Source organism: Brevundimonas balnearis (assembly GCF_042434805.1).
GTDB lineage: Bacteria > Pseudomonadota > Alphaproteobacteria > Caulobacterales > Caulobacteraceae > Brevundimonas > Brevundimonas balnearis.
On record NZ_JBHLSW010000003.1, the window covers coordinates 1 to 23,338 of the forward strand.

Genomic DNA, 23,338 nt, shown 5'->3' on the forward strand with positions numbered 1-23,338 from the left:
AGCGTCGTCTTGCCGTGGTCAACGTGACCAATCGTGCCGATGTTGCAGTGCGGCTTCGTGCGTTCGAACTTTTCCTTGGCCATGGCCAAAACTCCTGACCGCCGAAGGCGGGTTGTTCGTCAAAAGATGAATGGAGCGGGTAGACGGGATCGAACCGACATCCTCAGCTTGGAAGGCTGCTGCACTACCATTGTGCTATACCCGCGCGGACGGCGCGGAACCGCGAAACGGGGCCGCGTCGGCCCGATCCTGGACGCCTGATCCTGACCGTCGTCGAAACCGGTGGTGGGGGAAGCAGGACTCGAACCTGCGAAGCTTACGCAGCGGATTTACAGTCCGCCCCCTTTGCCGCTCGGGACATTCCCCCGCACGGGTTTCGAACCGGTCAGGAGCCGCCGCGCCCGCCTGTAAAGGCGAACCCGAACAAAGGCCTTCGTGTTCCGGCTACGCCTGGGATAGAGGGAGCGCCAGACCCGAAAGCCCCAGGGGCCCCAAATCGGAGCGCGTCTTATAGTGTCGTCGAACCGCGAACGCAACGACCGGAAAACCGGGAAAAAGCCGCCTCGAAAAGGGGGCTTCGAGGGGCCGCGTGAGGGCGGCTGGAGCCCGTCCGGCGGACGTTCCAGAGCGCCCGAGCCTCGCCCGGCCGGACCGCGCGCCAAGGCCGATCCGGACAACTTCGTCTGGGGGCGCCACCCGGTGCTGGCGGCGCTGGCGAATCCCGCGCGGGCCGGGAAGGGGCGGCTGTTCGCGACGCCGGACCGGGCCGCCGAGCTGGAGCGCGACGGCGCGGCCGCCGGGCGTGACGTGGAGATCGTCGAAGGCCGCGAGCTGGAGCGGATGCTGCCGCCGGGCGCCGCGCACCAGGGGCTGGCGTTCAAGGTGGCGCCGCTGGAGGGGGTGTCGCTCGAGGAGCTGGCGGAGCCGGCGGAGGGGCTGCTGGTCATGCTGGACCAGCTGACGGACCCGCAGAACGTCGGCGCGATCTTCCGCTCGGCCCTGGCGTTCGGAGCCCGGGGGATCATTGTGCAGGACCGGCATTCGCCGGCTCTGGCGGGCGCCCTGGCCAAGGCGTCGGCCGGCGCCATCGAGCGGCTGCCGTGCGCGCGGGTGGTGAACCTGAGCCGGGCGCTGGAGCGGCTGGCCGACGCGGGCTGGCGCGCCGTCGGGTTGGACGGAAGTTCCGATGCGACGCTGGAACAGGCGCTGGACGGCGCGCCCACCGTGCTGGTCATGGGGTCCGAAGGCGAGGGCATCCGCCGGCTGGTGGCCGAGCATTGCGACGCGCTCGCCCGCATTCCCATGCCGGGCGGGTTCGAGAGCCTGAACGTGTCCAACGCGGCGGCGATCGCGCTCTACGAGGCGGCGCGCAAGCGGGGGTGAAGCCATCGCCTCGCCCCTGACCCGGGGGTCGGACTGGATCAGGCCGCGTCGATCGCCAGCTTCACGTCGAGGGTTTCGGCCAGGGCCTTGGCCCGGCGGCGCGTCTGCTCGCCGAGCAGCATGTCGACATAGTCCTGGGTGGCCGAGAGCCTGAGCGTGACGTCGTCCAGCGCCACCACGGCGTTGGCCAGCAGCTGGGACGAGCGACCGGACAGGTCGCAGGCCAGCCGCATGGCCTGGCCGAGCGCGCGGGCGCGACGACGGGCCTGGTCGTCGAGCAGCCGGTTCACGAGCTCCGGCTCCGGCGTCGTTTCGGAGCCCCCGTAGCGGGCGTTCAGCGCGGTGGCGAGGAAGGCGCGCTCGACGTGCGTCTGGCCCGGCACGGGGCAGCGCAGCACCTGGTCGAAGACGAGCTCCACCCGATGGTCCGGGTGCAGCCGCGCGCCGAGGTCGGCCAGCTGGCAGGCGGCGGTCGTCAGCACCGCGTCGCGTTCGGGGCCGAAGACCTCCGGCAGATGCGCCGTGACCGGCCTCAGCCAGGCGTCGAGCGCGGCGGGCAGGAACGGGGAGACGCCCTGGCGCGCCCCCAGGGCGGCGCAGCCGGCGATGAGGGGGTCCTCTTCGCTCTCGCCCAGATGTTCGAACAGCAGGCCCTCGCGCAGCCCCCAGGCGGAGAAGCTGACGCCTTGCAGCTCCAGGCGGTCGATCAGGCCCTCGAGCACGAGGGCGGCGTAGGGGAGGGTCTCGGCGCGCTTGCGCGACACGCCCGGCAGCTTGTCCAGCGAGGCGCGCGACTGGCGGGCGACCAGCCGGGCGACGTCCAGCGCGTCGGACGCCGTCATGGCGTACTGGTGCACGACCTTCAGCGGGTAGGAGGTCAGCGCCATGTGCACCTGGGCCAGACTGCGCCAGGCGCCGCCGACGGCGTGCAGCGTCGGGGTGCGATAGGCCTTGGCCACCGGCTTGATGCGCTCATGCACCAGGGCCCGGATGCGATCGATGTCGAAGCCGCCGGGATCGATCAGCGAGAACGGGCCGAGCGGCAGGGTCACGCCCTCGCCGATCCGGTCCGCGCCGGCCCCGGCCGCGCCGACGCGAACGAGCTCCAGGGAGGCGCCGCCCATGTCGGCCACGACGCCCTGGGCCGACGGCGCCCCGGCGACCGTGCCGAGCGCGGCGTAGCGGGCCTCCTCCTGGCCGGACAGCACCCGGACCCGCAAGGCGGTTTCAGCGGCGACGCGATCGCAGAAGGCCTGGCCGTCCTCGGCCTCGCGCACGGCGGCGGTGGCGGCGACCAGGGCGGCCTCCGGGCGCACGCCCTCCAGCACGGCGGAGAAGCGGCGCAGCGCCGTCAGCGCCAGCTCCACCCCCTCGGGCGACAGCCGGCCGGTCTCGCGCACGCCCCGGCCGAGGCCGGCGAGCACCTTCTCGTTGAACACGGTCCAGACCGCGCGGCCCTCCACGCGGTAGAGCACCAGGCGGACCGAGTTGGAGCCGATGTCGACGACGGCGATCTCGCGCGGCGGCTCTGCGGGGGCGCCCCCGATCACGCGCCGCGCCGTTCGTAACGCAGGCGGCCGGGCAGGGTCTTCACCTTGCGGCCGCGCCCCGAGAGGCTGGGATTGGTCATGAAATAGCGATGAGCGGAGAAGGGCTTCTCCGGATCCGGCGGGGTGCGCACATAGGCCCCGTCGGGCGTCAGCTCCCAGCTCTGCATGTCGTCCTTGAGGTTGGCGACCATGATCTGGTCCAGCACCTGGTCGTGCACGGTCGCGTTCGTGATCGGCGTCATGACCTCGACGCGGCGCTGGAGGTTCCGCGTCATCCAGTCGGCCGAGGAGATGAACACCTTGGCCTGGTCGTGGGGCAGGTCCTTGCCGTTGGCGAAACAGACGATGCGGCTGTGCTCCAGGAAGCGGCCGATGATCGACTTGACCCGGATGTTCTCCGACAGGCCCTTCACGCCGGGACGCAGGCAGCAGATGCCGCGTACGATCAGCTCGATCCGCACCCCGGCCTGACTGGCGCGATAAAGAGCGTCGATGATCTCCGGATCGACCAGGGCGTTGACCTTGGTCCAGATGGCGGCGGGCTGGCCGCGGCCGGCGGCCTTCATCTCGGCGTCGATCAGCTCGAGCAGGGACCGCTTCATGGTGAGCGGGCTGACGAGCAGCGCCTCCATGTCGTCGGGGGTGGCGTAGCCGGTGATGTAGTTGAACACCCGCGTGGCGTCGCGGCCGAGCGCCGGGTCCGACGAGAACAGGCTGAGGTCGGTGTAGATCTTGGCCGTGATCGGATGATAGTTGCCCGTGCCGAAGTGGCAGTAGGTCCGCAACGCTTCGCCCTCGCGCCGGACCACGACGCTGATCTTGGCGTGGGTCTTGTACTCCACGAAGCCGAAGACGACGTGGACGCCCGCCCGCTCCATGGCGCGGGCCCAGCGCAGGTTGGCCTCCTCGTCGAACCGGGCCTTGAGCTCGACCAGCGCGGTGACGTTCTTCCCGTTCTCCGCCGCCTCGATCAGGGCGGCGACGATGGGGCTGTCCTTGGACGTCCTATACAGTGTCTGCTTGATGGCGATGACGTTGGGATCGCGGGCGGCCTGGCGCAGGAACTGGACCACCACGTCGAAGCTCTCGAACGGATGGTGGATCAGGATGTCCTTCTCGCGCACCGCGGCGAAGACGTCGCCGCCCTGGTCGCGCACGCGTTCAGGATAGCGGGGCTCGTAGCCCGGAAACTTCAGCTCGGGCCGGCCGTAGGCGATGAGCTCGCCGAGCTGCGCCAGCCCCAGCATGCCGTCGACCAGAACCACGTCCTCGGGCGCGGCCTTCAGCTCCCCCACGATGAACTGGCGCAGGTCCTCGGGCATCGAGGCCTCGATCTTGACGCGCACGACGGAGCCCAGGCGGCGCTGCTTCAGCGCCTCCTCGAACTCCATGACCAGGTCCTCGGCCTCCTCCTCGATCTCGATGTCGGAGTCGCGGATGAGGCGCAGCACGCCCGTCTCCAGCACCTCGCAGCCGGGGAACAGGTGGTCGATGAACAGACGGAGCAGTTGCTCCAGCGGGATGAAGCGGCGGCGGGGCTTGGACGCGCGCGGGCCGGCGGGCAGCTCCCAGAAGCGGCGGACCTGCGTCGGCACCGGCACCAGGGCGTAGAAGGTGCGGCCGTCCCGCCCCCGCTTCATCTTGAGCGCCAGGGTGAAGCCCAGGTTCGGCAGGAAGGGAAAGGGGTGGGCCGGGTCGATCGCCAGCGGCGTCAGGACGGCGAACAGCTGGCTGAGGAACTCGGGCTCCAGCCGGTCGCGTTCGGCCTTGGTGAGCCTGGCGGCGTCGACCACCTCGATCCCGGCCCGGGTCATCTCGCGCCGCAGGGCGCGCCAGCGCTTCTGCTGCTCGGCCATCAGCTCGCCGGCGGCGCGGTTGACCCGGACCAGAGTCTCCTCGGGGGTTAGGCCGTCGGCGGACACGACCCGGACCCGCTCGCGCACCTGGCCCTTCAGGCCGGCCACGCGGGTCATGTAGAACTCATCCAGGTTGTTGGCCGAGATCGACAGGAACCGCACCCGCTCCATCAGCGGGTGAGACGGGTTGGCGGCTTCCTCGAGCACCCGGGCGTTGAACAGCAGCCAGCTCAGCTCCCGGTTGAAGAACCGGTCGGGCGAGGTCATCAGCGCCTCGTCCAGGTGCAGCTTGGGCGCCCGTGAGGCGGGCACGGCGGCTCCTGATCGGGCGTCGGCGATGGCGGCGTCGGTCATGGGCCGGTTTTGGGGCCCGTTCGCGACAGTCGCAAGCTCTAGAGTTGGTCCGCGAGCACCTGCCGGGCCAGGGCGCGGGTGATGGGGCGGTGCGCGGCGTCCAGCCGCTCGACCGCCCGCTCGATCTCGGCGGCGGACCGGTCCAGGCGCCGGACCAGATAGGCGATGACGTCCTCGGGCGGCGCGATCAGCCGCTCGGCGAAGCGGGCCCGCAGCAGGGCGGCCATGACCTCGTCATCCGGAGCCTCCAGCCGCACGACGCGAACGGCGTCCAGCCGGGAGCGAAGGTCGGGCAGGGCGGCGTCCCAGGCGCGCGGTTCCTCGCGGCAGGTCAGGAGCAGGGCGCCCGAGCCGGACTGGGCCAGATTGATCAGGTGAAACAGGGTCTCGTCGTCGGCGTCGCAGGCCCGGTCGATCAGGACGGGACGGCCCTCCAGCTCCAGCGGGTCGATCAGGGCGGCCTCGGCGCCGTGGGCCGACACGGCCCCGACTCGCTCGGCCCAGATCGCCGCCAACCGGCTTTTCCCTGAACCGGCCGGCCCGACGAGCGCCAGCACGCGTTCATCCCCCGACGGCCAGGCGGCGAGGGTTTCCACGGCCGTCCGATTCGAGGCCCCGACCACGAAAGGCCCGTCGACCGCCGCTTCGAGGGGCAGGGGGAGCTTGAGCTGGGACATGTCGCCGTCCGCGGGCATGGCGGGGTTGTATCAGGCCCGGAGGCGGGGGCGAATCGCAGTTCCCGACGACCGGTGGACAAGCCGCGCGCGCCTGTGGATGAGCCCGCCTTGACTTTCCGGGGCGTTGATGCGCCCTACGCCGCTTCCCGGCCACCCCTCAAGTCCCGCGACCATGACCCTGCACGCCTATCGCTCCCACACCTGCGGCGCCCTTCGACTGTCGGACGCGGGGTCGAACGTGCGGCTGTCGGGCTGGGTGCACAGGAAGCGCGACCACGGCGGGCTGCTGTTCGTCGATCTGCGCGACCACTACGGCCTGACGCAACTGGTGCTACACCCGGGCACGCCGGGCTTCGAGACGGTCGAGCGTCTGCGGGCCGAGAGCGTCATCCGCATCGACGGCGAGGTCGTCCAGCGTGAGCCCGGGACCGTCAACGCCAACCTGCCGACGGGCGAGGTCGAGGTGCGGGTCAGCGCGGTGGAGGTGCTGTCGGAAGCCGCCGAACTGCCGCTGCCGGTCTTCGGCGAGCCCGAGTATCCGGAGGAGATCCGGCTGAAGAACCGGTTCCTGGATCTGCGCCGCGAGACGCTGCACCGGAACATCGTGCTGCGCTCCAAGGTGATCAGCTCGATCCGCCGCCGGATGGTCGATCAGGGCTTCCTGGAGTACCAGACGCCGATCCTGACGGCGTCGTCGCCGGAGGGCGCGCGCGACTTCCTGGTGCCGTCGCGCCTGCATCCGGGCAAGTTCTACGCGCTGCCGCAGGCGCCGCAGCAGTTCAAGCAGCTGCTGATGGTGTCCGGCTTCGACCGCTATTTCCAGATCGCGCCCTGCTTCCGCGACGAGGACCTGCGCGCCGACCGGTCGCTGGAGTTCTATCAGCTCGACGTCGAGATGAGCTTCGTCACGCAAGAGGATGTTTTCGCGGCGATCGAGCCGGTGATGCACGGGGTGTTCGAAGAGTTCGCGGACGGCAAGCCCGTGTCGCCGATCGACGGGACGCACACCTTCACCAACGACGCCGGCCAGACCTTCGAGCACCGCGGCTTCGAGCGCCTGACCTATCAGCAGGCGATGGCCTGGTACGGCACCGACAAGCCGGACACGCGCAACCCCATCAAGATGCAGGATGTGTCGGAGCACTTCCGCGACGGCGGGTTCGGGCTGTTCAACAAGATCCTGGCGGCGGACCCCAAGAACGCCGTCTGGGCCATCCCGGCGCCGACGGGCGGATCGCGGGCCTTCTGCGACCGCATGAACAGCTGGGCCCAGGGCGAGGGCCAGCCGGGGCTGGGCTACATCTTCTGGTCGGACGACCAGGGCGCCTGGGGCGGACCGATCGCCAAGAACCTGGGCCAGGAGCCGACCGAGGCCCTGATGTCGTCGCTGGGTCTGGGCCAGGGCGACGCCGCCTTCTTCGCCGCCGGCCTGCCGGCGACCTTCGCCAAGTTCGCGGGCCTGGCCCGCACCCGCGTGGGGACCGAGCTGAAGCTGATCGACGAGGACCAGTTCAAGTTCTGCTGGATCGTCGACTTCCCGATGTTCGAATGGTCCGAGGAGGAGAAGAAGGTCGACTTCTCGCACAACCCCTTCTCGATGCCGCAGGGCGGGCTGGAGGCGCTGGAGACGCAGGATCCGCTGACCATCCGCGCCTATCAGTACGACATCGTGTGCAACGGCTATGAGCTGTGCTCGGGCGCGATCCGGAACCACAAGGCCGAGATCATGCTGAAGGCCTTCGAGATCGCGGGATATGACGCCTCGGTGGTCGAGGCGCAGTTCGGCGGCATGCTGAACGCCTTCCGCTACGGCGCGCCGCCGCACGGGGGCCTGGCGCCCGGCATCGACCGCATCGTCATGCTGCTGGCGGGCGAGACGGCGATCCGCGAGGTCATCGCCTTCCCGCTGAACCAGCAGGGCGAGGACCTGCTGATGAACGCGCCGACCGACGTCAGCGAGCGCCAGCTGAAGGACGTGCACATCCGCCTGGCGCCCCCGATCAAGGTCTGATCGGCGCCGGCCGAAGGGGCGTCAGTCCAGGGACGTGAAGTAGCGCGGGCTGATCGGCGGCGTCGGCGGACGCGGGGCGATCACGCGAACCCGCGCACCCCGGCACTCGTGAACCTGAAGGCGGCCCGGAAGGCGGGTGCGGCTGTCGCCGCAGGCCTCGGCGACCTGATCCTGGGACAGGCCGCGCGCGCGGCTGAGATCGGCGCCGCGGATGTCGGCGCGCGTCAGGCTGGCCTCGGTGAAGTCAGCGCCGGCGAAGCGCCCCGAGCCGAACCGCGCGCCGTTCAGCTCCGCCTCGCGGAAGGAGGCGCGGCTGAAGTCGCCGCCGCTGAGGTTGGCGTTGGTCAGGCTGGCTTCGACGAAGCTGGCGCCGGACGCATTGACCCGATCCAGATCGACGCCGAACAGGGCCGCATCCGACAGGCGGGCGTTGCGCAGGTCCGCGCCGGTGAAGTCCGCCCCCACCAGGCCGGCGTCGGACAGATTGACGTTGGTCAGGCGCGCCCCGGCGAAGCGCACGCCCTGGGCGTCCGCGTCCGACAGGTTGGCGTCGGAGAAGTTGGCGTTCGAGAAGTCGGCGCCGACGACGGACACGCCCCGCAGGTCCGCCCGGCTGAAATCACTGCCGGAGAAGTTGGAGCCCACGAGCTCGGCCCCCCGCAGATTGGCCCCGACCAGGCTGGCGTTGGTGAAGCTGGCCCCGAGGAACGAGGCGCCGGACAGGTTCCGGCCTGACAACTCGCAGCCGTCGCAGCTGCCGCCGAAGGAGACCATGCGCACGACGTCGCGGTCCTGGGTCAGCGGCCACTGGCCCGCCTCGGCCTGCCCGGCGAACGCCGTGAGGGCGGCGGCCGAGGCGAGGAGGGCGACGAGATGGAAACGATGGGTCTTCACGACGGGACTGATGCGCCCAACGGCTTGGGAAGCCTACTTAAATCGCCGTAAGCTTCGCGACCTTCAGCAGGTGGGAATGTGCAGGCCGGCGGGCAGGCGAGTGGCGGCGTCGCCGCAGGCCTGGTTCAGGCGGGATTGGCTGAGCCCCCGCGCCGTGGCCATTTCCGCACCGGAGAAGTTGGCCCCCGCCAGCGACGCGCCCGAGAAATTCGCGCCCTCAAGGTAGGCCCCGACGAAGCTGGCGTTCGTCAGGTTCGCGCCGGCGAAACTGGCCCCGCCGAATACGCCGCCGTAGGCGTTCACGTCCCGGAGGTCGGCGCGGGACAGATTGGCCCGGTTCAGGACCACGAGCGCCAGTTCCGACTGGCGCAGGCGGGCGCCGGACAGGTTCAGACCGGCGCGCTCCAGGCCGGTGAAGTCGCCCTGGAACAGGTTGCAGCCCGGGCAGGAGGCGCCGCCCCGCACCCGCGCGATCTGGGACGCGTTCTGGGCGCCGGCGGGGAGGGCGACGGCGAGCAGGGCGACGGCGAGGACGAGGCGCTTCATGACGAACTCCGGAGTTTCACGCCGGCAAGCAAGATTCACGCCGGACCGAGGCTTCGCCTCAGCCCTGCATCGACGGGGCCGCGCCGCACGCGTCGCAGACCCAGCCGCCGCCCTTGTTCTGGAGCGCGAAGTCGCCGCAGGCGGGGCAGGCCTCGGGCTCGATGTTCGCCGGGCGCGGCGCCGATTCGTCCCGGCGCCCGAACGGCAGCACGACCAGATTGTCCGGCGCGGCGCCCCGGGCGAACCCCTTGGAGATGTAGCGGGCGGCCGGCACCGCCTCAGGCTCGCCGTCCTCGCCGACGCGCGGGGTCAGGCCGTCGGGATTGAGCGCGTCCGGATCGGCGTTGGCCAGCTCGGTGCGGCCCAGATAGGACACCCCCAGCTCGCGGAAGATGTAGTCGAGGATCGAGGTGGCCGATCGGATCGAGTCGTTGCCGGTGACGCGGCCGGACGGCTCGAAGCGGGTGAACACGAAGGCGTCCACGAACTCGTCCAGCGGCACGCCGTATTGCAGCCCGATCGAGATGGCGATGGCGAAGTTGTTCATCAGGCTGCGGAAGGCGGCGCCCTCCTTGTGCATGTCGATGAAGATCTCGCCGAGTTCGCCGTCCTCGTACTCGCCGGTGTGGATATAGACCTTGTGGCCGCCGACGGCCGCCTTCTGGATGTAGCCCTTGCGGCGGTCGGGCAGCTTGCGCCGGGCCCGCTCGCGCTCGACGACCCGTTCCACAACCCGCTCGGCGACGCGCTCGGCGACGCGCTCTGGCGGCGGGGCGGGGGCTGCGGCCTCCCGCGCCGGGGCGGGGGCGGCCTCGGGCAGATCGAGTTCGGTCGAGGCGTCCGGCGGGCCCACCCTCAGGCTGACCGCGCGGCGACCGTCGGCGGCCGCGCGCGCCACGGCGCGGGCCGCGGCGTGCGGGTCGGCCGACCAGTCGAGCCGGATCGGGGTCAGGTCCGGAATGTCGCTGAAGGGCTCGCAGGCCGAGGCCAGGAAGGCCAGGGCCTCGGCGGTCGGCGGGGCGAGAAGCGGCCGCGCGCCGGCCGGGGCCTCGGGCCAGTCGGCCAGATCTCGCGCGCCCAGCGCATAGAGGGCGGCGCTTTTGAGCGCCTCGTCGGCCAGGCCGAGCCGTGCGGTCAGCGGTTCCGGCGACCCCGGGTCCAGACCCAGGACATCGCGCACGAACCCGGCGTCCAGACCCCGGAAGGCGTCCTCCAGCGTCTCGGCGTGGGTCAGGCCGGCCTCGACCTCGAACAACTCCAGGTCCGTGAAGCCGAGCGCCCTCAGCGCCTCGTGGTCCAGTCCCGGAGCCTCGGCCAGGGTCCGGCGGCCGAACAGGCGGCGTTCGGCGGCGCCGAGGTCCGCCCCATGCGCCGCCAGACCGGACGCCATCGCCGGGGCGAGCACGTCGACGACCTCGCCGTCGCCGGTCTCGGCCACGGAGCGGGCCCAGCCCCCGTCCAGGCCCAGCCGCAGCACGGTCTCGGCGGAGGTGGCGGACAGGCCGAGCGCCAGATGGCGACGTCCGGCCTGACGGATCGTCTCGGTCGCGCCGGCCAGAAGCTCAGCGGCGCGGGCTCCCAGCGGATGATCCAGGGCCAGCGCTTCGGCGCGGCGGACCGACAGCTCCTCCAGCGCCTCCGCCGCGTCGGCCTCCCAGCCGGGGCAGGGGCCGAGCCGCTGGGCCAGGGCGGCGGACGTCTGGGTGGAGACGGCCGATACGAGGGCGGAGCGGCCGGCGATCTCGATCACGGCGGTCGGGCTCTCGACCGAAAGCCCGCGCGCCAGCAGCGCCTCGGGCGCTCCGGTGAGGGCGAGCAGCATCGGGCGCGCCGCGCGTCGCGCCGATTCGCCCTGCGCCGTGGCGGAGAACCCGGCGGACAGCTCGATCTCCAGGGCGAGGGTCCACAGCCGGGCGAGGTCCTCCAGCGCCGTCGCATCGTCTCCGAACAGCTGGTCCAGCGCGGGCAGGCTGAGCGCAGCCGAGGCGGCGTCGCCGGCCATGGCCAGGCGCTCGGCGTCGCGGAGGGAGAAGGCCAGGGCCACGCCCCCGTCACGCCCCGCCTCGGCGACCGCCTGGGCCTCGGGACCGCCGGCGGCGACCCGGTCGCGCTCCGCGAAGGCGGCGAGGGGCGGCGGCGCAGGCAGCTCGAGCGGCGCGACGGGGCCTTGCGCGCCCGCGATCGCCGACAGGATCACGGCGTCGGAGGCGCCGGCCTGACGCGCGGCCCAGGCGGCTCGGGCCAGCGCGGGATTGCGCCGGGGGTCCGAACAGGCGGCGGGCGGCCCCTCGCAGCGGCGGACCGCGTCGGTGACCCGCGTCAGGGCCTCGTCCAGCGCCTTCAGCGCGTCGTTCGCCAGGGCGCGGCTACGCAAGGCGGCGGCGCGGGCGGCGAGCGCCTGCAGACCCGCCGGGTCGCGCAGATCCAGCGGCGGGGTCAGACCCGCGGGCGGCAGCCGGTCGTCGGTCAGGGGATGGGCGCGCACCCCGTGAGGCCGCGACGGACCGGGGGCGGCGAGACCCAGCCAGACCGAGGCGGCCAGCTCCTCGGCGAAGGCCACCGTGTCCTTGGCGCCCCCGAACAGTCCGATGGCGCGGCCCCAGGCGGCCAGACGCGCCGCCCACGCGTCGATGGCGCCCAGCGGGTCGCCCTCGGGTTCGTTCGCCGCGCCGCCGATGCGGGGCAGATCCAGCGGCCGGCTTTCGGCCCAGTCGAGCCAGGCCTCGACGCGGGCGGTGCTCCAGCCGGCGGGCGCGAGCACCTGAATGACCTCGGCCCCGCGCTCGATCTCGCGCGGCGAGCGGCGCAGGGTGCGGGCCAGGGTGGCGAAACGGGACGGGACGCGCATCAGTCGATCTCCCCGGGAGCGGCGATCCACCCCGACCTTACGGCCGCAGGTCCGTCGCGGGCAATAAATCTAGCGGTTCACGTCTGACTTACCCCCAAGATATGGATGTTCGATGGAGAGCCTGCGCGCTGGACGGGACGTGCGGCGGTTTCTATGATCGCGCGACGCGCCGACCTCCCCGTCGCCGCCCGTAATCGAGACGAGCTTCGAACCGTGCTGGACAAGATTTTCACCTGGTGGAGCGGCGCGACCATCGGGACGCTTTTCACCGTCGGCCGCCGCGGGCGGCTGGTCGGGACGGACGAGTTCGGCAACCGCTACTACGAGAGCCGGGACAACGTCAGCTATGACGGGCGCAAGCGGCGCTGGGTGATCTACAACGGCTACGCCGAGGCGTCGAAGGTGTCGCCGGACTGGTTCGGCTGGCTGCATTACACCTTCGACCTGCCGCCGACCGAGCAGGCCCTGCCCGCCAAGTCCTGGGAGAAGCCCTATCTGCCGAACCTGTCGGGCACGCCGATGGCCTGGCGTCCGCCGGGGTCGCTGGCCGCCGGCGGCCGTCGTCCAGCGGCGACGGGCGACTACGAGGCCTGGAGACCCGAATGACGTCGCGCGGTCGCTGGCTGCTCGGCGTGACGGCGGCGGCGCTGACGGCCGCAGGCGCCGTGGTGGCGCAGGCCGTGCAGGAGCCCGCGCCGGAGCCGCAGGCCGCCCCCGCCGATCCCGTGGGCGAGGCGTTGCAGAATCTGCCCGTCCCGCCGCCCGAGCCCGCGCCGGCGCCGAGCCAGCCGATCGTCGTCGCCGCCGCCCCGCAGGATGAGGCGGAGGCCGTCGAGGAGGAAGAGGCGGACGAAGAGGTCGAGGCCGAGGCGCCTCAGCCCGAGGAGCCCGAGGAGCCCCAGCCGAGACAGCGCCGTCCCATCGCCATCGTGCAGGCCGTGGACAAGGTCACGGCCGAGACCATGCGGTTCGAGGTCGAAGTCGGCGGACGGCCTGTGCGCTTCAACGGGGCCCTGATCTTCACCGCCCGCGCCTGCGAGGTGGCGGCGCCGGACGAAAGGGACGAGGAGGCGGCGGCCTATCTGGAGGTCAGCCTGCAGCCGCGCGGGGCGCTGCAGCCCCAGACGCGCCAGCTGTTCCGGGGCTGGATGTTCGCCTCGAGCCCCGGCCTGACCACCATCGATCACCCCGTCTATGACGCCTGGGTGGTGGGGTGCCGGGCGTGAGCGGGCGACCGGCCAAGAAGTCGGAGACCCTGGAGGTCCGGCTGCCGCACGAGCTCAAGGTCCGCTTCATGGCGCGTTGCCGCGACCGGGGCCTGACGGCCAGCGAGGTGGTGCGGGACTTCATCGAGAGGGCCGGCGCAGGAGGCCGTCGCGTCGCCTTCGGCTGGCGCACCCTTCTGGCGGCCCTGGCCGGCGCGCTGGCGTTGGGGGCGATCGCGGCGCCCTCGATCGCGGAGGTGGCGGCCCCGGGGCGCGGCGCCTTCGACCGCCTGGATCGCGACCGCGACGGCGTCCTGACCTTCGAGGAGTTTCGCGCGCGCTGAGACGCCGCGGGCGCCCGTCACACGATCGGCGTCAGGAAACGTCCCCATCTGAGATCGAGCCAGGTCCACGGCCTGAACAGTCCCGCGCCGGGCCGCCAGGACGCGAGGACGAATTCGGCGCGACCGATCAGGGTCTCGCTGGGCAGCAGGCCGATTCCGGTGTCCGAGGGCCAGCGGCCGTCCAGCGAGTTGTCGCGGTTGTCGCCCAGCACCAGATACCGGCCGGCCGGCACGCGAAACACCGGCGTGTCGTCGCCGGAGCGGCCGGGGCCTCGATCCAAGGTCGGATAGGCGCGCCCGCCCGGCAGGACCTCGTTGAACTGTCGCGCCCCGTCCTCCCTGCCGGAGGGGGCCGCCGCCGGCCGCCGCTCCAGCGGCCGGCCGTTCAGATAGACGAGGCCGTCGCGGAGGCGCACCTCGTCGCCGGGCAGGCCGACGACGCGCTTGATCAGGACCTGGCTCTGGTCGCGCGGCAGGCGGAAGACGACCACGTCGCCGCGTCGGGGCGCGCGCTCGCCCAGCCGTCCTGGCCCGTCCGCCCGGCCCAGCGGCAGGGAGGCGCCGCTCCAGCCATAGGCGGACTTGGAGACGACGATGTAGTCGCCGACCAGAAGGCCGGGCTCCATCGACGACGAGGGGATGGTGAAGGGCTGGAACAGCAGGATGCGGACTGCGAGCGCGACGAGCAGGCCCGGGACGACGGTGAGGACGAAGCCGGGCGCCTCGCGGGCGGCGGCGTGCGGGGGCGGCGTGGAGGATGTCTGGGTCATTCCCGCAGCCTGGCCGGGGGCGGCGAACCCGGCGAGCGCAAGCCTGTCCGGACAGGCGGAAATCGTGTCCGGACAGATCCTCAGATGGACAGGCGGGCCAGGGCCTCGGCGCCTGAGGTCGGCGCGGTGAGGGATGTCCGGTCCGGCGTCAGGCGGCGCGCCTGGTGCAGTCGATCCAGATAGTCTGCCTGGCTGATCTCGATCGCGCCGAGGCGGGCGAGGTGGTCCGTCATGAACTGGGCGTCGAGCAGGGCCCAGCCGCCGCGCCGCAGACGCGCGACCAGATGGACCAGCGCCACCTTCGACGCGTCGGTGGCGCGGCTGAACATGCTCTCGCCGAAGAAGGCGCCGCCCAGAGTGACCCCATACAGGCCGCCGACCAGCGCGCCGTCGCGCCAACACTCGATGGAATGAGCATGGCCCAGGCGGTGAAGCTCCAGATACAGGGCGCGGATCGGGGCGTTGATCCAGGTGTCCTCCCGGTCGGGCCCGCGCCCGGGCGCGGCGCAGGCGTGCAGCACCTCGACGAAGGCGGTGTCGGCGCGCACCTCGAAGGCGTCGCGCCTCACCGTCCGCCGAAGCCGGGAGGACACGCGCAGGCCGTCGAGCGGAAAGATCGCCCGCCGCTCCGGCTCGACCAGGAACACGCGCGGATCATCGCGCGCCTCCCCCATCGGGAAGACGCCGGACGCATAGGCGGCGAGGAGGTCGGCGGCGGAGAAGGCGGTCAAGGGCGGGGCGGCGGATGCTGAAACGGCGCGAAGACGGCCGCTGACGAACCTATGGCTTGAAGCTCATGAAAGGCTTAGGGCTCTGGCATGGCCCACACAATCTTCATCGACGGCGAGGCGGGGACGACGGGTCTGGAGATCCGCGAGCGCCTGGAGGCCCGCGACGACCTGGAGCTGATCCTGCTGGGCGAGCGCCGCCGCGATCTCGAGGCGCGGCGCGAGGCGCTGAACGAGGCCGATCTGGTGGTGCTGTGCCTGCCGGACGACGCGGCGAGGGAGGCGGTGTCGCTGGTCCAGCGGCCCGAGGTGAAGGTGGTCGACGCCTCGACCGCGCACCGGACGGCCTCGGGCTGGACCTATGGATTCCCCGAACTGGCGCCGCACCAGCGCGGCGAGATCATCAGTTCGCGCCGGGTGTCGAACCCGGGATGTTATCCGACGGGCTTCCTGGCTCTGGTCGCGCCGCTGGTGCGAGCGGGGATCTTGCCCAGGTCGCATCCGGTCTCGGTCAACGCCGTCAGCGGCTATTCCGGCGGCGGCAAGGCGATGATCGCCGAGTTCGAGCAGGGGGAGGGCGCGCCCCCCTACCGCGCCTACGGCCTGTCGCTGAAGCACAAGCATGTGCCGGAGATGACGCGGCACGCGGGGCTGGAGCATGACGTCCTGTTCGCGCCGGCGGTCGGCGCCTATCGCCAGGGGATGCTGGTGGAGGTTCCGCTGCATCTGTCGGCCCTGCCGGGGTCGCCCTCGATCGAGGTCATCCACGGGGCGCTGAGCGAAGCCTATGACGGCGCGCGCTTCGTCGAGGTCGTGGACCTGGAGGTCGGCGAGGCCATGACGGGGCTGGACCCTGAGGGGCTGAACGGCACGAACAGGCTGCGGCTGCACGTGTTCGGCGATCGCGGCGGCGGGCAGGCGCGGCTGGTGGCGCTGCTCGACAATCTGGGCAAGGGCGCCTCGGGCGCGGCGGTGCAGAACCTCAACCTGATGCTGGGTTTATCGGAAGACGCCGGCCTGGTCTGAGGCTCAAAGGAAGCGCGCGCGCAGATCCACGCTGGAGCGCACGCCCACGGCGGGCAGGCAGTCGGATAGCCAGGCGTCCGCCGCCTCGCGCCCGCGCGCCTTCAGCTCCAGCAGGAAGTTCCATTCGGTGTCGAACTTGGAGCTCAGGGTCAGCTTGCCGAGATAGGGGTCGGATTCGATCACGTGCATCAGAACGCGCCGGTAGCGCCCCCGCGCGGACTCGTTCAGCAGGCCCTCGTCCAGCAGCTTCTGCACGAAGGCGATGGCGCGCAGCTCGGCCGTCAGCGGGGCGTTGAAGGCGATCTCGTTCAGGCGATCGACGATCTCGCCGGCCTTCCTGGGCGTATGGTCGCGTTGAAAGGGATTGAGCGGCAGGAGCAGCACGTCGTTCGGAAGCTCGGGCGTGAACAGCGGCCACAGGGGCGGATTGGCGAGGTAGCCGCCGTCCCAGTAGTCCTCGCCGTCGACCTCGACCGCCTGGAACAGGTGGGGCAGGCAGGCGGAGGCCAGCAGCACCCGGTCGGTGATCTCGGCGTTGGTGAAGATGCGCGACTTCGCCCGCCGCACCGCCGTCGCGGCGACGAACAGCCGGATGGGGGAGCCGCGCACGGCCTCGAAGTCGATCGCGGCGTTCAGAACGCGGTCAAGCGGATTGAGGTTGAACGGGTTGAACTCGTACGGGCTGAGCGACAGGGCCAGGGTCTCTCCGGCGCGCCACAGCGGGTTGTCCTTGAGCCAGCCCCCGCCGAAGGCCGCCGTCCAGATGTTGGAATCGCCGAAGACGTTGCGGCCCCCGGACTGGTTGACCTCGCGCCACAGCTTGTCCAGCGCCGCGCGGCCGCCCTCGGCGCCGCCCGTCTCCAGGCCGGAGAGCAGCGCCGCCCCGTTCATGGCCCCGGCCGAGCTGGCGGTGACGGCGCGGATGTCCAGCGCGTCCGCCTCGAGCAGGCGGTCCAGCACGCCCCACTGGAAGGCGCCGTGCGCCCCGCCGCCCTGCAGCGCCAGGCAGACGGGCGGGCGGTCGGGCGGAGAGGGGCGCTTGAACGGGTTCTTCATGGCCAACTCCCCTCGATCCTTCTCCCCTTGGGGGAGAAGGTGGCATGCGGAGCATGACGGATGAGGGGGACGCCAGCCCCACGCTCATCGTCGGACGTCGAGCGAGCTGAACGAGCCCCCTCATCCGAGCCGCGCTGCGGCCCACCTTCTCCCCCGAGGGGAGAAGGTCTCAACAATGTCCGCCCGCTACTGCGCGGTCCAGCCGCCGTCGATGGAGAAGCTGGCGCCGTTGGCCGAGGCGCCCAGGTCGGACGCGAGGTAAAGGAACAGACCCGCCAACTGTTCCGTGGTGACGAACTGCTTGGTCGGCTGGGCGGCCAGGATCACGTCCTCGACCACCCGCTCCTTGCTGATGCCGCGGGCCTTGGCCTGGTCGGCGATCTGCTGCTTGACCAGGGGGGTCTCGACATAGCCGGGGCAGATGGCGTTGCAGGTGACGCCGTCGCGCGCGACCTCCAGCGCCACGGTCTTGGTGAAGCCGATCACCCCGTGCTTGGCGGCGACGTAGGCCGACTTGAAGGGGCTGGCGACTAGGCCGTGAGCCGAGGCGACGTTGATGATCCGGCCCCTGCCTTGCGCCTTCATGATCGGGATCGCCGCGCGGGTGGCGTAGAAGGTCGAGGACAGGTTGATGGCCAGGATCTGCTCCCACTTGTCGGTGGGGAAGGTCTCGACCGCCTCGACATGCTGGACGCCGGCGTTGTTGACCAGGATGTCCAGGCGACCCAGCTGGTGCTTGGCGAAGGCGACCATGTCGGCCACCTCGTCGCCCTTCATCATGTTGGCCGCATGATAGCGGACGCGGACGCCGCAGGAGGCTTCGAGCCCGGCGCGGGTGCGCTCGATCTCGGCTGGATCGCCCAGGCCGTTCAGCACCACGTCCGCGCCATGGCTGGCGGCGGCCCTGGCCAGCGCCAGGCCGATGCCCGAGGTGGAGCCGGAGATGACGCAGACCTGGCCGCGCAGGTCGCCGGGCTGGCGGGAGGCCTCGACGGGGGAAGACGCGGCGTCGCCGCGCTTGGACCAGGGGAACATGCAGGTATCCGAAGTTCGATCGTGGGCGGACAGGCTAGCGCCGGATCATGACGGTGGCCACCGGCGGCCTCAAGGATTTCCCGACCTGATGAATATCCAGTCGCTCTCGGTGGAGGCGTCGGGGTCGAAGCGATAGCCGTCGCGGTCGAACCGCTTCAGGTCCTCGGCCCTTTCGACACGCGCGTCGATGGCGAAGCGGGCCATGGTTCCCCGCGCCTTCTTGGCGAAGAAGGAGATGATGCGGCTCTCGCCGTCCTTCGCCTCCCGGAACTGGGGCGTCACCACCGGGAGCTTGAGCGCCTTGGCGTCGACGGCGCCGAAATACTCCTGGCTGGCCAGGTTCACCAGCGTCGGGTCGGCGTGGCCCTCGGCGTCGGCGTTCAGCAGCTTCGAGATCCGGTCGCCCCAGAAGTCATAGAGCGACGCGCCGCGCCGGGTCTTCAGCCGCGTGCCCATCTCCAGTCGATAGGGCTGGATGAGGTCGAGGGGCCGCAGCACGCCGTAGAGGCCCGACAGGATGCGGACGCGGTCTTGCGCGAAGGCCAGCGCCTCGGCGTCCAGCGTGCGCGCCTCCAGACCCTGATAGACGTCGCCGGCGAAGGCGAGGGCGGCGGGCAGCCCCTCGTCGGACGCGGGATCGAAGGCCTGGAACCGCTCGCGGTTCAGCCTGGCCAGATCATCGGAGATGCCCATCAGGCGGCGCAGGTCGGCCTTGGTCTGGCGTTTCGCGGTCTTGGCCAGGCTGGCGATGTCGTCGGCCATGCGCGGGCGCGTCGGCGCGACGGACAGGGCGGGCTCGGAGAAATCGAGGCGCTTGGCCGGGGACAGGACGATCAGCATGGCGCGGGAGATAGCCGCTAAGCCGGCCGATGCAAACGCGGCGTCCTGACCTTCTCCAGTTTTCGGTGAGAGCGTGATTCACGCCCCAAGCGGAATCGCGGAGCGATTCCACTTGAGCCGACCAGGCTCTAGAAAAGCACCGCCGGGTTCATGATGCGCCTGGGGTCGATGGCGTCGCGGACGGCGCGCATCGTGGCGATCTCCAGCGGGGTCTTGTAGCGCCGCGCCTCGTCGGTCTTGAGGCGGCCAAGTCCGTGCTCGGCCGAGATCGAGCCGTCGTAGCGGGCGACCACGTCGTGGACGACGCGAGAGCCCTCCATCCAGCGCCCGAGGAAGGCCTGGAGGTCGCCGCCGGGGGGGCACAGAATGTCATAGTGCATGTTGCCGTCGCCGACGTGGCCGAAGGCGGAGACGCGCGCGCCGGGCTCGAACCGCTGCACGGCCGCCGTCGCCTCATCCAGGAAGTCGGCGATGCGGCTGACGGGGACGGAGACGTCGTGCTTCCAGCCGCCGCCCTCGGGCTTTTGCGCGGCGGACTGCTCCTCGCGCACCTTCCAGAAATCCGCCCGCTGGGCCTGGTTCTGGGCGATAGCGGCGTCGGTGATCAGGCCCGCCTCGAAGGCGTGCTCGAGCAAGCGCTCAAGGGCCGCCTCGGCCCCGCCGGGCTCCCCAGAGACCAGCTCGATCAACACGTACCAGGGCGGGGTCGAGTCCAGCGGCTCGCGGGTGTCGGGGATGTTGTTCAGCACGAACGTCATGCCCAGCCGCTTCATCAGCTCGAACGCCTCGACCCCCCCGCCGGTCTCGGCCTTGGCGCGGGCCAGGAGCTGGATCGCGGCGTGGGGCGTCTCCAGCCCCACCATGGCCGTGGCGCGCGAGCGCATGACGGGAAACAGCTTCAGGCTGGCGGCGGTGACGATTCCCAGCGTGCCCTCGGCCCCGATGAGCAGCTGCTTCAGGTCGTAGCCGGTGTTGTCCTTCCTGAGCCGCTTCAGCCCGTGGAAGATCTCGCCGTTCGGCATCACCGCCTCGAGCCCCAGCACGAGGTCGCGCATCATGCCGTATCGCAGGACCGCGGTGCCGCCCGCGTTGGTGGAGATGACGCCGCCGATGGTGGCGGTGCCCTCGGCGGCGAGGCTGAGGGGGAACAGCCGGTCGGCGCCCGCCGCCGCCTGCTGCGCCTCCAGCAGGGTGACCCCGGCCTCCACCGTCATGGCGTCGTCCAGCGGCGTGACGTCCCGGACCGCCCGCAGCCGGCGGGTGGTGATCAGCACCTCGCCCTGGGGTATCTGTCCGCCGACCAGGCCAGTGTTGCCGCCCTGGGGCGTGAGCGGAATGCCCGCCTCGGCGCACAGCCCGACCATGCGCGCCGTTTCCTCCGTCGAGCGTGGCGTCAGCAGCAGGGGCGTCTCGCCGGTCCAGCGATTGCGCCATTCCTTCAGCCAGGGCGCGATCTCGAACGGATCACGCGTCCAGCTCTCCGGCGGGAGGGCGGCGGTCAGGGCGTCGACGGCGGCGGGGGAGGGCGCGGTCACCACAGGATCGGAACTCCATAGCCTTTCAGGGCTCGGTCTGCGGTCACCAGGGTTAGGTCGTCAATCAGAGCCTGCGCGACAATCATCCGGTCCCAAGGATCCCGATGCCGTAGAGGCAGGCGCGCGGCTCGGTCGGCGTGATGTTCGTCGACCGCAAGCCAGGACAGAACCAGCGGGTCGGCTAGCTGGATCACATCATCGGGCAGAACGCCTAGGCCCTGGCTGACGCCACGCTTGTATATGATCTCATAAATTGAAACGGCGCTGACCAGCCGCTCGTTCTCTACGTCGCGGATCGCTGCGCGCGCTCGCTCGGACAGCCGATCCGGCCGCGTCGCAGCCCAGACCACAACGTGCGTGTCGAGAAGCAGCCTCAACGGGCGTCGGGATCAATGGGGGTGTCCATCAGAGCCTCGAGCTCAGGGTCGGGATCGAAAAAGACGCCATCGGGCACGTCGATGTTCAGGTGTTCCCAGACGCCCAGTCTGACCTGTCGCTTGTGACGCGGCTCCGCCGCCACCAGCTTCACCGCCGGCTTGCCCTTGCGTGCGATCACGACCTCCTCCCCGGCTTCTGCGCGGGCGACGAGTTCGGAAAGGTGAGCTTTGGCTTCCGCGATGTTCATGGTGGTCGTCATGACGGCAGGATAGCATCGGCGGGCACTTGGACCAACTGACCTGACCATGCTCGAAAGCCAGCCCATTCCCGCCGTCGGCGTCGTCTGTCTGCGGGGCGACGACGTTCTGCTGATCCGTCGGGGGCGGCCGCCGCGCCAGGGGGAGTGGAGCCTGCCAGGCGGACGGATCGAGCCGGGCGAGGGGGTGCGCGAGGCGGCGCTGCGCGAACTGCGTGAGGAGACCGGCGTCGAGGCCGAACTGATCGGCCTGATCGATGTTGTGGACGGCGTCTTTCCCGATGCCGGGCGGCACTACGTCCTGATCGACTACGCCGCGCGCTGGATCAACGGCGAGCCCGTGGCGGGCGACGACGCCGTCGAGGCGGCCTTCCATCCGGTATCAACGGTTGACGATCTGGTCGCCTGGTCCGAAACCGTCCGCGTCATCCGGCTGGCTGCGAAGATGACGGCGAGTTCATGATTGCGCGTCCGGTTTCGCTGGCGAGCGCAGCCGTGGGGTCGTAGGTTTCCCGTATAGGGAGACACGCATGGACTTCTTCAACATCTTCGCGATCGCGCTGGTCGTCCTGGCCTTCATCCTGCTGTTCAGCGTGGTGAAGATCGTGCCGCAGGGCCGCGAGTTCACGGTCGAGCGCTTCGGCAAGTACACCAAGACCCTGACCCCGGGCATCCACCTCCTGACCCCCTTCGTGGAGCGCGTCGGGCGGCGCATGAACATGATGGAGCAGGTGCTGGACGTGCCGACCCAGGAGGTCATCACCAAGGACAACGCCATGGTGAAGGTCGACGGCATCGTCTTCATCCAGGTGATGGACGCCGCGCGGGCCGCCTATCGGGTCGACGACCTGCCTTACGCCATTTCGCAGCTCTGCATGACGAACCTCAGGACCGTGGTCGGCTCGATGGAGCTGGACGAGGTGCTGAGCCAGCGGGACTCGATCAACACGCGGCTGCTGCACGTGATCGACGCGGCGACCGAGCCGTGGGGGGTGAAGGTCAACCGCATCGAGATCAAGGACCTGACGCCGCCCGCCGACATCACGAACGCGATGGCCCGCCAGATGAAGGCCGAGCGCGAGCGCCGCGCGGTCATCACCGAGGCGGACGGCGAGAAGCAGGCCGCCATCGCCCGCGCCGAGGGCGCCAAACAGGCCGCCATCCTGGAGGCCGAGGGCCGCAGGGAAGCCGCCTTCCGCGACGCCGAGGCCCGCGAGCGCGAGGCCGAGGCCGAGGCCAAGGCGACGGCCATGGTGTCTGAGGCGATCGCGCGCGGCGACGTCAACGCGATCAACTACTTCGTCGCTCAGAAGTATGTGGAGGCCTTCGCCGAGCTGGCGCGCAGCCCGCAGCAGAAGACCGTCATCGTGCCCGCTGAAATGGGGGCCTTGGTCGGGACCATCGCCGGAGTCGGCGAGCTGGTCGGCCTGGCGCGCGACCAGCAGGGCGCGGCCCGGCCCGCCCCCAGCCAGCCCCAGGCGCCGCGCGCCACGACCTCGGCCCCGCCGCCGCCGGTCGCCCCGCGCCGTCCGCGCGGCTCGGTCCCGCCCACGGAGTGATGCGCCATGCAGACCATCGCTGACATCTACGCCGCCCAGCCCTACTGGATCTGGCTGGCGGTGGGCGTGATCCTGCTGGCCATCGAGGCGGCGTTCACGACCGAATGGCTGCTGTGGCCGGCGGTCGCGGCGGGGGTCGTCGCGGTGCTGACGGCCGTGGGGCTGGACTTCGGGCCGGGGTTCGAACTGGCGGTCTTTTCGCTGATCACGGTGGTGCTGACGCTCGTCGCGCGCCGCTTCGTGCAGCGGGTGAACCCGGCGGCGGCCCCTGACGTCAACGACCGCGAGTCGCGGCTGGTGGGCCAGCAGGCCCGCGTGGTCCAGCCCTTCGAGAACGGCCGGGGCCGTGTCTTCGTCTCAGGCGCCGAATGGCAGGCCGAGATGGCGGCGGGCGACGCGCCCGTCGGAGACTATGTGACCGTCACCGCGGCCGAGGGCTCGGTGCTGAAGGTGGCGACCGGAGCAGGGGCCTGATCCGGCGACGCCG

General features: G+C 71.1%; 24 protein-coding genes and 2 tRNA genes. 9 read left to right on the forward strand and 17 right to left on the reverse strand.

From position 1 onward, the window contains the following. The 3 genes from ACFFGE_RS00945 to ACFFGE_RS00955 all read right to left on the reverse strand — a co-directional run. The coding region (locus ACFFGE_RS00945) for a GTP-binding protein (protein WP_376835154.1) at positions 1–83 on the reverse strand (83 nt) is incomplete at its 3' end. A gap of 48 nt (positions 84–131) precedes the next feature. Continuing rightward, positions 132–205, reverse strand: a tRNA-Gly gene (locus ACFFGE_RS00950). 78 nt (positions 206–283) lie between these two features. Then, a tRNA-Tyr gene (locus tag ACFFGE_RS00955) sits at positions 284–367 on the reverse strand. A 146-nt stretch (positions 368–513) separates the two neighbouring features. On the opposite strand from ACFFGE_RS00955, the gene rlmB reads away from it, so the two are divergent. Then, the gene (rlmB, locus tag ACFFGE_RS00960) at positions 514–1,383 is read left to right on the forward strand and encodes a 23S rRNA (guanosine(2251)-2'-O)-methyltransferase RlmB (protein WP_376833405.1); all 870 of its coding nucleotides are present in this window, start codon (positions 514–516) and stop codon (positions 1,381–1,383) included. Positions 1,384–1,421: 38 nt separating this feature from the next. Here the strand turns inward: rlmB and ACFFGE_RS00965 are convergent, their stop codons facing one another. Genes ACFFGE_RS00965 through ACFFGE_RS00975 form a run of 3 tightly spaced genes read right to left on the reverse strand, consistent with a single transcriptional unit; the run spans position 1,422 to position 5,820 of the window. After that, entirely contained in the window at positions 1,422–2,933 is a 1,512-nt protein-coding gene (locus tag ACFFGE_RS00965; RefSeq protein WP_376833407.1) for a Ppx/GppA phosphatase family protein, read from the reverse strand. Next, positions 2,930–5,143: an RNA degradosome polyphosphate kinase gene (locus ACFFGE_RS00970; RefSeq protein WP_376833409.1), complete on the reverse strand. Its 2,214-nt coding sequence runs from the start codon at positions 5,141–5,143 to the stop codon at positions 2,930–2,932. Before ACFFGE_RS00970 ends, ACFFGE_RS00965 begins: the two co-directional genes overlap by 4 nt. 38 nt (positions 5,144–5,181) lie before the next feature. After that, entirely contained in the window at positions 5,182–5,820 is a 639-nt protein-coding gene (locus ACFFGE_RS00975) for a P-loop NTPase family protein (RefSeq protein WP_376833411.1), read from the reverse strand. 172 nt (positions 5,821–5,992) lie between these two features. Between ACFFGE_RS00975 and aspS the strand changes: the two genes are divergently transcribed. Beyond that, on the forward strand, positions 5,993–7,831 hold the full coding sequence (gene aspS / locus ACFFGE_RS00980) for an aspartate--tRNA ligase (protein WP_376833413.1): 1,839 nt from the start codon (positions 5,993–5,995) through the stop codon (positions 7,829–7,831). A gap of 21 nt (positions 7,832–7,852) precedes the next feature. Here aspS and ACFFGE_RS00985 read toward each other — a convergent pair whose 3' ends face one another. From ACFFGE_RS00985 to ACFFGE_RS00995, 3 genes are all read right to left on the reverse strand, one after another. Beyond that, on the reverse strand, positions 7,853–8,725 hold the full coding sequence (locus tag ACFFGE_RS00985) for a pentapeptide repeat-containing protein (RefSeq protein WP_376833415.1): 873 nt from the start codon (positions 8,723–8,725) through the stop codon (positions 7,853–7,855). Positions 8,726–8,788: 63 nt separating this feature from the next. Continuing rightward, a complete protein-coding gene (locus ACFFGE_RS00990) occupies positions 8,789–9,271 on the reverse strand; it encodes a pentapeptide repeat-containing protein (protein WP_376833417.1) in 483 nt (160 codons plus the stop codon). Between the two features lie 58 nt (positions 9,272–9,329). Further along, on the reverse strand, positions 9,330–12,119 hold the full coding sequence (locus ACFFGE_RS00995) for a TSCPD domain-containing protein (protein WP_376833419.1): 2,790 nt from the start codon (positions 12,117–12,119) through the stop codon (positions 9,330–9,332). 213 nt (positions 12,120–12,332) lie between these two features. On the opposite strand from ACFFGE_RS00995, the gene ACFFGE_RS01000 reads away from it, so the two are divergent. From ACFFGE_RS01000 to ACFFGE_RS01010, 3 genes are read left to right on the forward strand one after another with little or no spacing between them, the layout of a single operon-like run. After that, positions 12,333–12,725 (forward strand): NADH:ubiquinone oxidoreductase subunit NDUFA12, encoded by a 393-nt coding sequence (locus ACFFGE_RS01000; RefSeq protein ID WP_376833421.1) that lies wholly within the window; start codon positions 12,333–12,335, stop codon positions 12,723–12,725. Then, complete coding sequence (locus ACFFGE_RS01005; protein WP_376833422.1) at positions 12,722–13,345, forward strand: DUF2155 domain-containing protein; 624 nt, start codon at positions 12,722–12,724, stop codon at positions 13,343–13,345. Before ACFFGE_RS01000 ends, ACFFGE_RS01005 begins: the two co-directional genes overlap by 4 nt. Continuing rightward, positions 13,342–13,668, forward strand: coding sequence for a hypothetical protein (locus ACFFGE_RS01010; protein ID WP_376833424.1), 327 nt, complete (start codon positions 13,342–13,344; stop codon positions 13,666–13,668). The genes ACFFGE_RS01005 and ACFFGE_RS01010 overlap by 4 nt, the downstream gene beginning before the upstream one ends. 17 nt (positions 13,669–13,685) lie before the next feature. Here the strand turns inward: ACFFGE_RS01010 and lepB are convergent, their stop codons facing one another. Continuing rightward, a complete protein-coding gene (gene lepB / locus ACFFGE_RS01015) occupies positions 13,686–14,438 on the reverse strand; it encodes a signal peptidase I (protein WP_376833426.1) in 753 nt (250 codons plus the stop codon). Positions 14,439–14,518: 80 nt separating this feature from the next. Next, the gene (aat, locus tag ACFFGE_RS01020) at positions 14,519–15,169 is read right to left on the reverse strand and encodes a leucyl/phenylalanyl-tRNA--protein transferase (protein ID WP_376833428.1); all 651 of its coding nucleotides are present in this window, start codon (positions 15,167–15,169) and stop codon (positions 14,519–14,521) included. Between the two features lie 87 nt (positions 15,170–15,256). Here aat and argC point away from each other — a divergent pair, with 87 nt between their 5' ends. Beyond that, the gene (gene argC / locus ACFFGE_RS01025) at positions 15,257–16,192 is read left to right on the forward strand and encodes an N-acetyl-gamma-glutamyl-phosphate reductase (RefSeq protein WP_376833430.1); all 936 of its coding nucleotides are present in this window, start codon (positions 15,257–15,259) and stop codon (positions 16,190–16,192) included. A gap of 3 nt (positions 16,193–16,195) precedes the next feature. Here argC and ACFFGE_RS01030 read toward each other — a convergent pair whose 3' ends face one another. From ACFFGE_RS01030 to ACFFGE_RS01055, 6 genes are all read right to left on the reverse strand, one after another. Next, positions 16,196–17,248, reverse strand: coding sequence for a patatin-like phospholipase family protein (locus tag ACFFGE_RS01030; protein ID WP_376833432.1), 1,053 nt, complete (start codon positions 17,246–17,248; stop codon positions 16,196–16,198). Between the two features lie 186 nt (positions 17,249–17,434). Continuing rightward, positions 17,435–18,283 (reverse strand): 3-hydroxybutyrate dehydrogenase, encoded by an 849-nt coding sequence (locus tag ACFFGE_RS01035; RefSeq protein ID WP_376833434.1) that lies wholly within the window; start codon positions 18,281–18,283, stop codon positions 17,435–17,437. A 69-nt stretch (positions 18,284–18,352) separates the two neighbouring features. Then, positions 18,353–19,123 carry a peroxide stress protein YaaA gene (gene yaaA, locus ACFFGE_RS01040; protein WP_376833436.1) on the reverse strand — a complete coding sequence of 257 codons (771 nt, stop codon included), beginning with the start codon at positions 19,121–19,123 and terminating at the stop codon, positions 18,353–18,355. 128 nt (positions 19,124–19,251) lie between these two features. After that, a complete protein-coding gene (locus ACFFGE_RS01045) occupies positions 19,252–20,658 on the reverse strand; it encodes an FAD-binding oxidoreductase (protein WP_376833438.1) in 1,407 nt (468 codons plus the stop codon). Further along, positions 20,655–21,035 carry a type II toxin-antitoxin system VapC family toxin gene (locus tag ACFFGE_RS01050; protein WP_376833440.1) on the reverse strand — a complete coding sequence of 127 codons (381 nt, stop codon included), beginning with the start codon at positions 21,033–21,035 and terminating at the stop codon, positions 20,655–20,657. The genes ACFFGE_RS01045 and ACFFGE_RS01050 overlap by 4 nt, the downstream gene beginning before the upstream one ends. After that, positions 21,032–21,295, reverse strand: coding sequence for a type II toxin-antitoxin system Phd/YefM family antitoxin (locus ACFFGE_RS01055; protein WP_376833443.1), 264 nt, complete (start codon positions 21,293–21,295; stop codon positions 21,032–21,034). Before ACFFGE_RS01055 ends, ACFFGE_RS01050 begins: the two co-directional genes overlap by 4 nt. A 46-nt stretch (positions 21,296–21,341) precedes the next feature. Between ACFFGE_RS01055 and ACFFGE_RS01060 the strand changes: the two genes are divergently transcribed. From ACFFGE_RS01060 to ACFFGE_RS01070, 3 genes are all read left to right on the forward strand, one after another. Continuing rightward, entirely contained in the window at positions 21,342–21,755 is a 414-nt protein-coding gene (locus ACFFGE_RS01060) for an NUDIX hydrolase (RefSeq protein ID WP_376833445.1), read from the forward strand. A gap of 67 nt (positions 21,756–21,822) precedes the next feature. Further along, positions 21,823–22,851 carry an SPFH domain-containing protein gene (locus tag ACFFGE_RS01065; RefSeq protein ID WP_376833447.1) on the forward strand — a complete coding sequence of 343 codons (1,029 nt, stop codon included), beginning with the start codon at positions 21,823–21,825 and terminating at the stop codon, positions 22,849–22,851. A gap of 6 nt (positions 22,852–22,857) precedes the next feature. Continuing rightward, positions 22,858–23,325 (forward strand): NfeD family protein, encoded by a 468-nt coding sequence (locus ACFFGE_RS01070; protein ID WP_376833449.1) that lies wholly within the window; start codon positions 22,858–22,860, stop codon positions 23,323–23,325. Positions 23,326–23,338 lie beyond the last annotated feature (13 nt).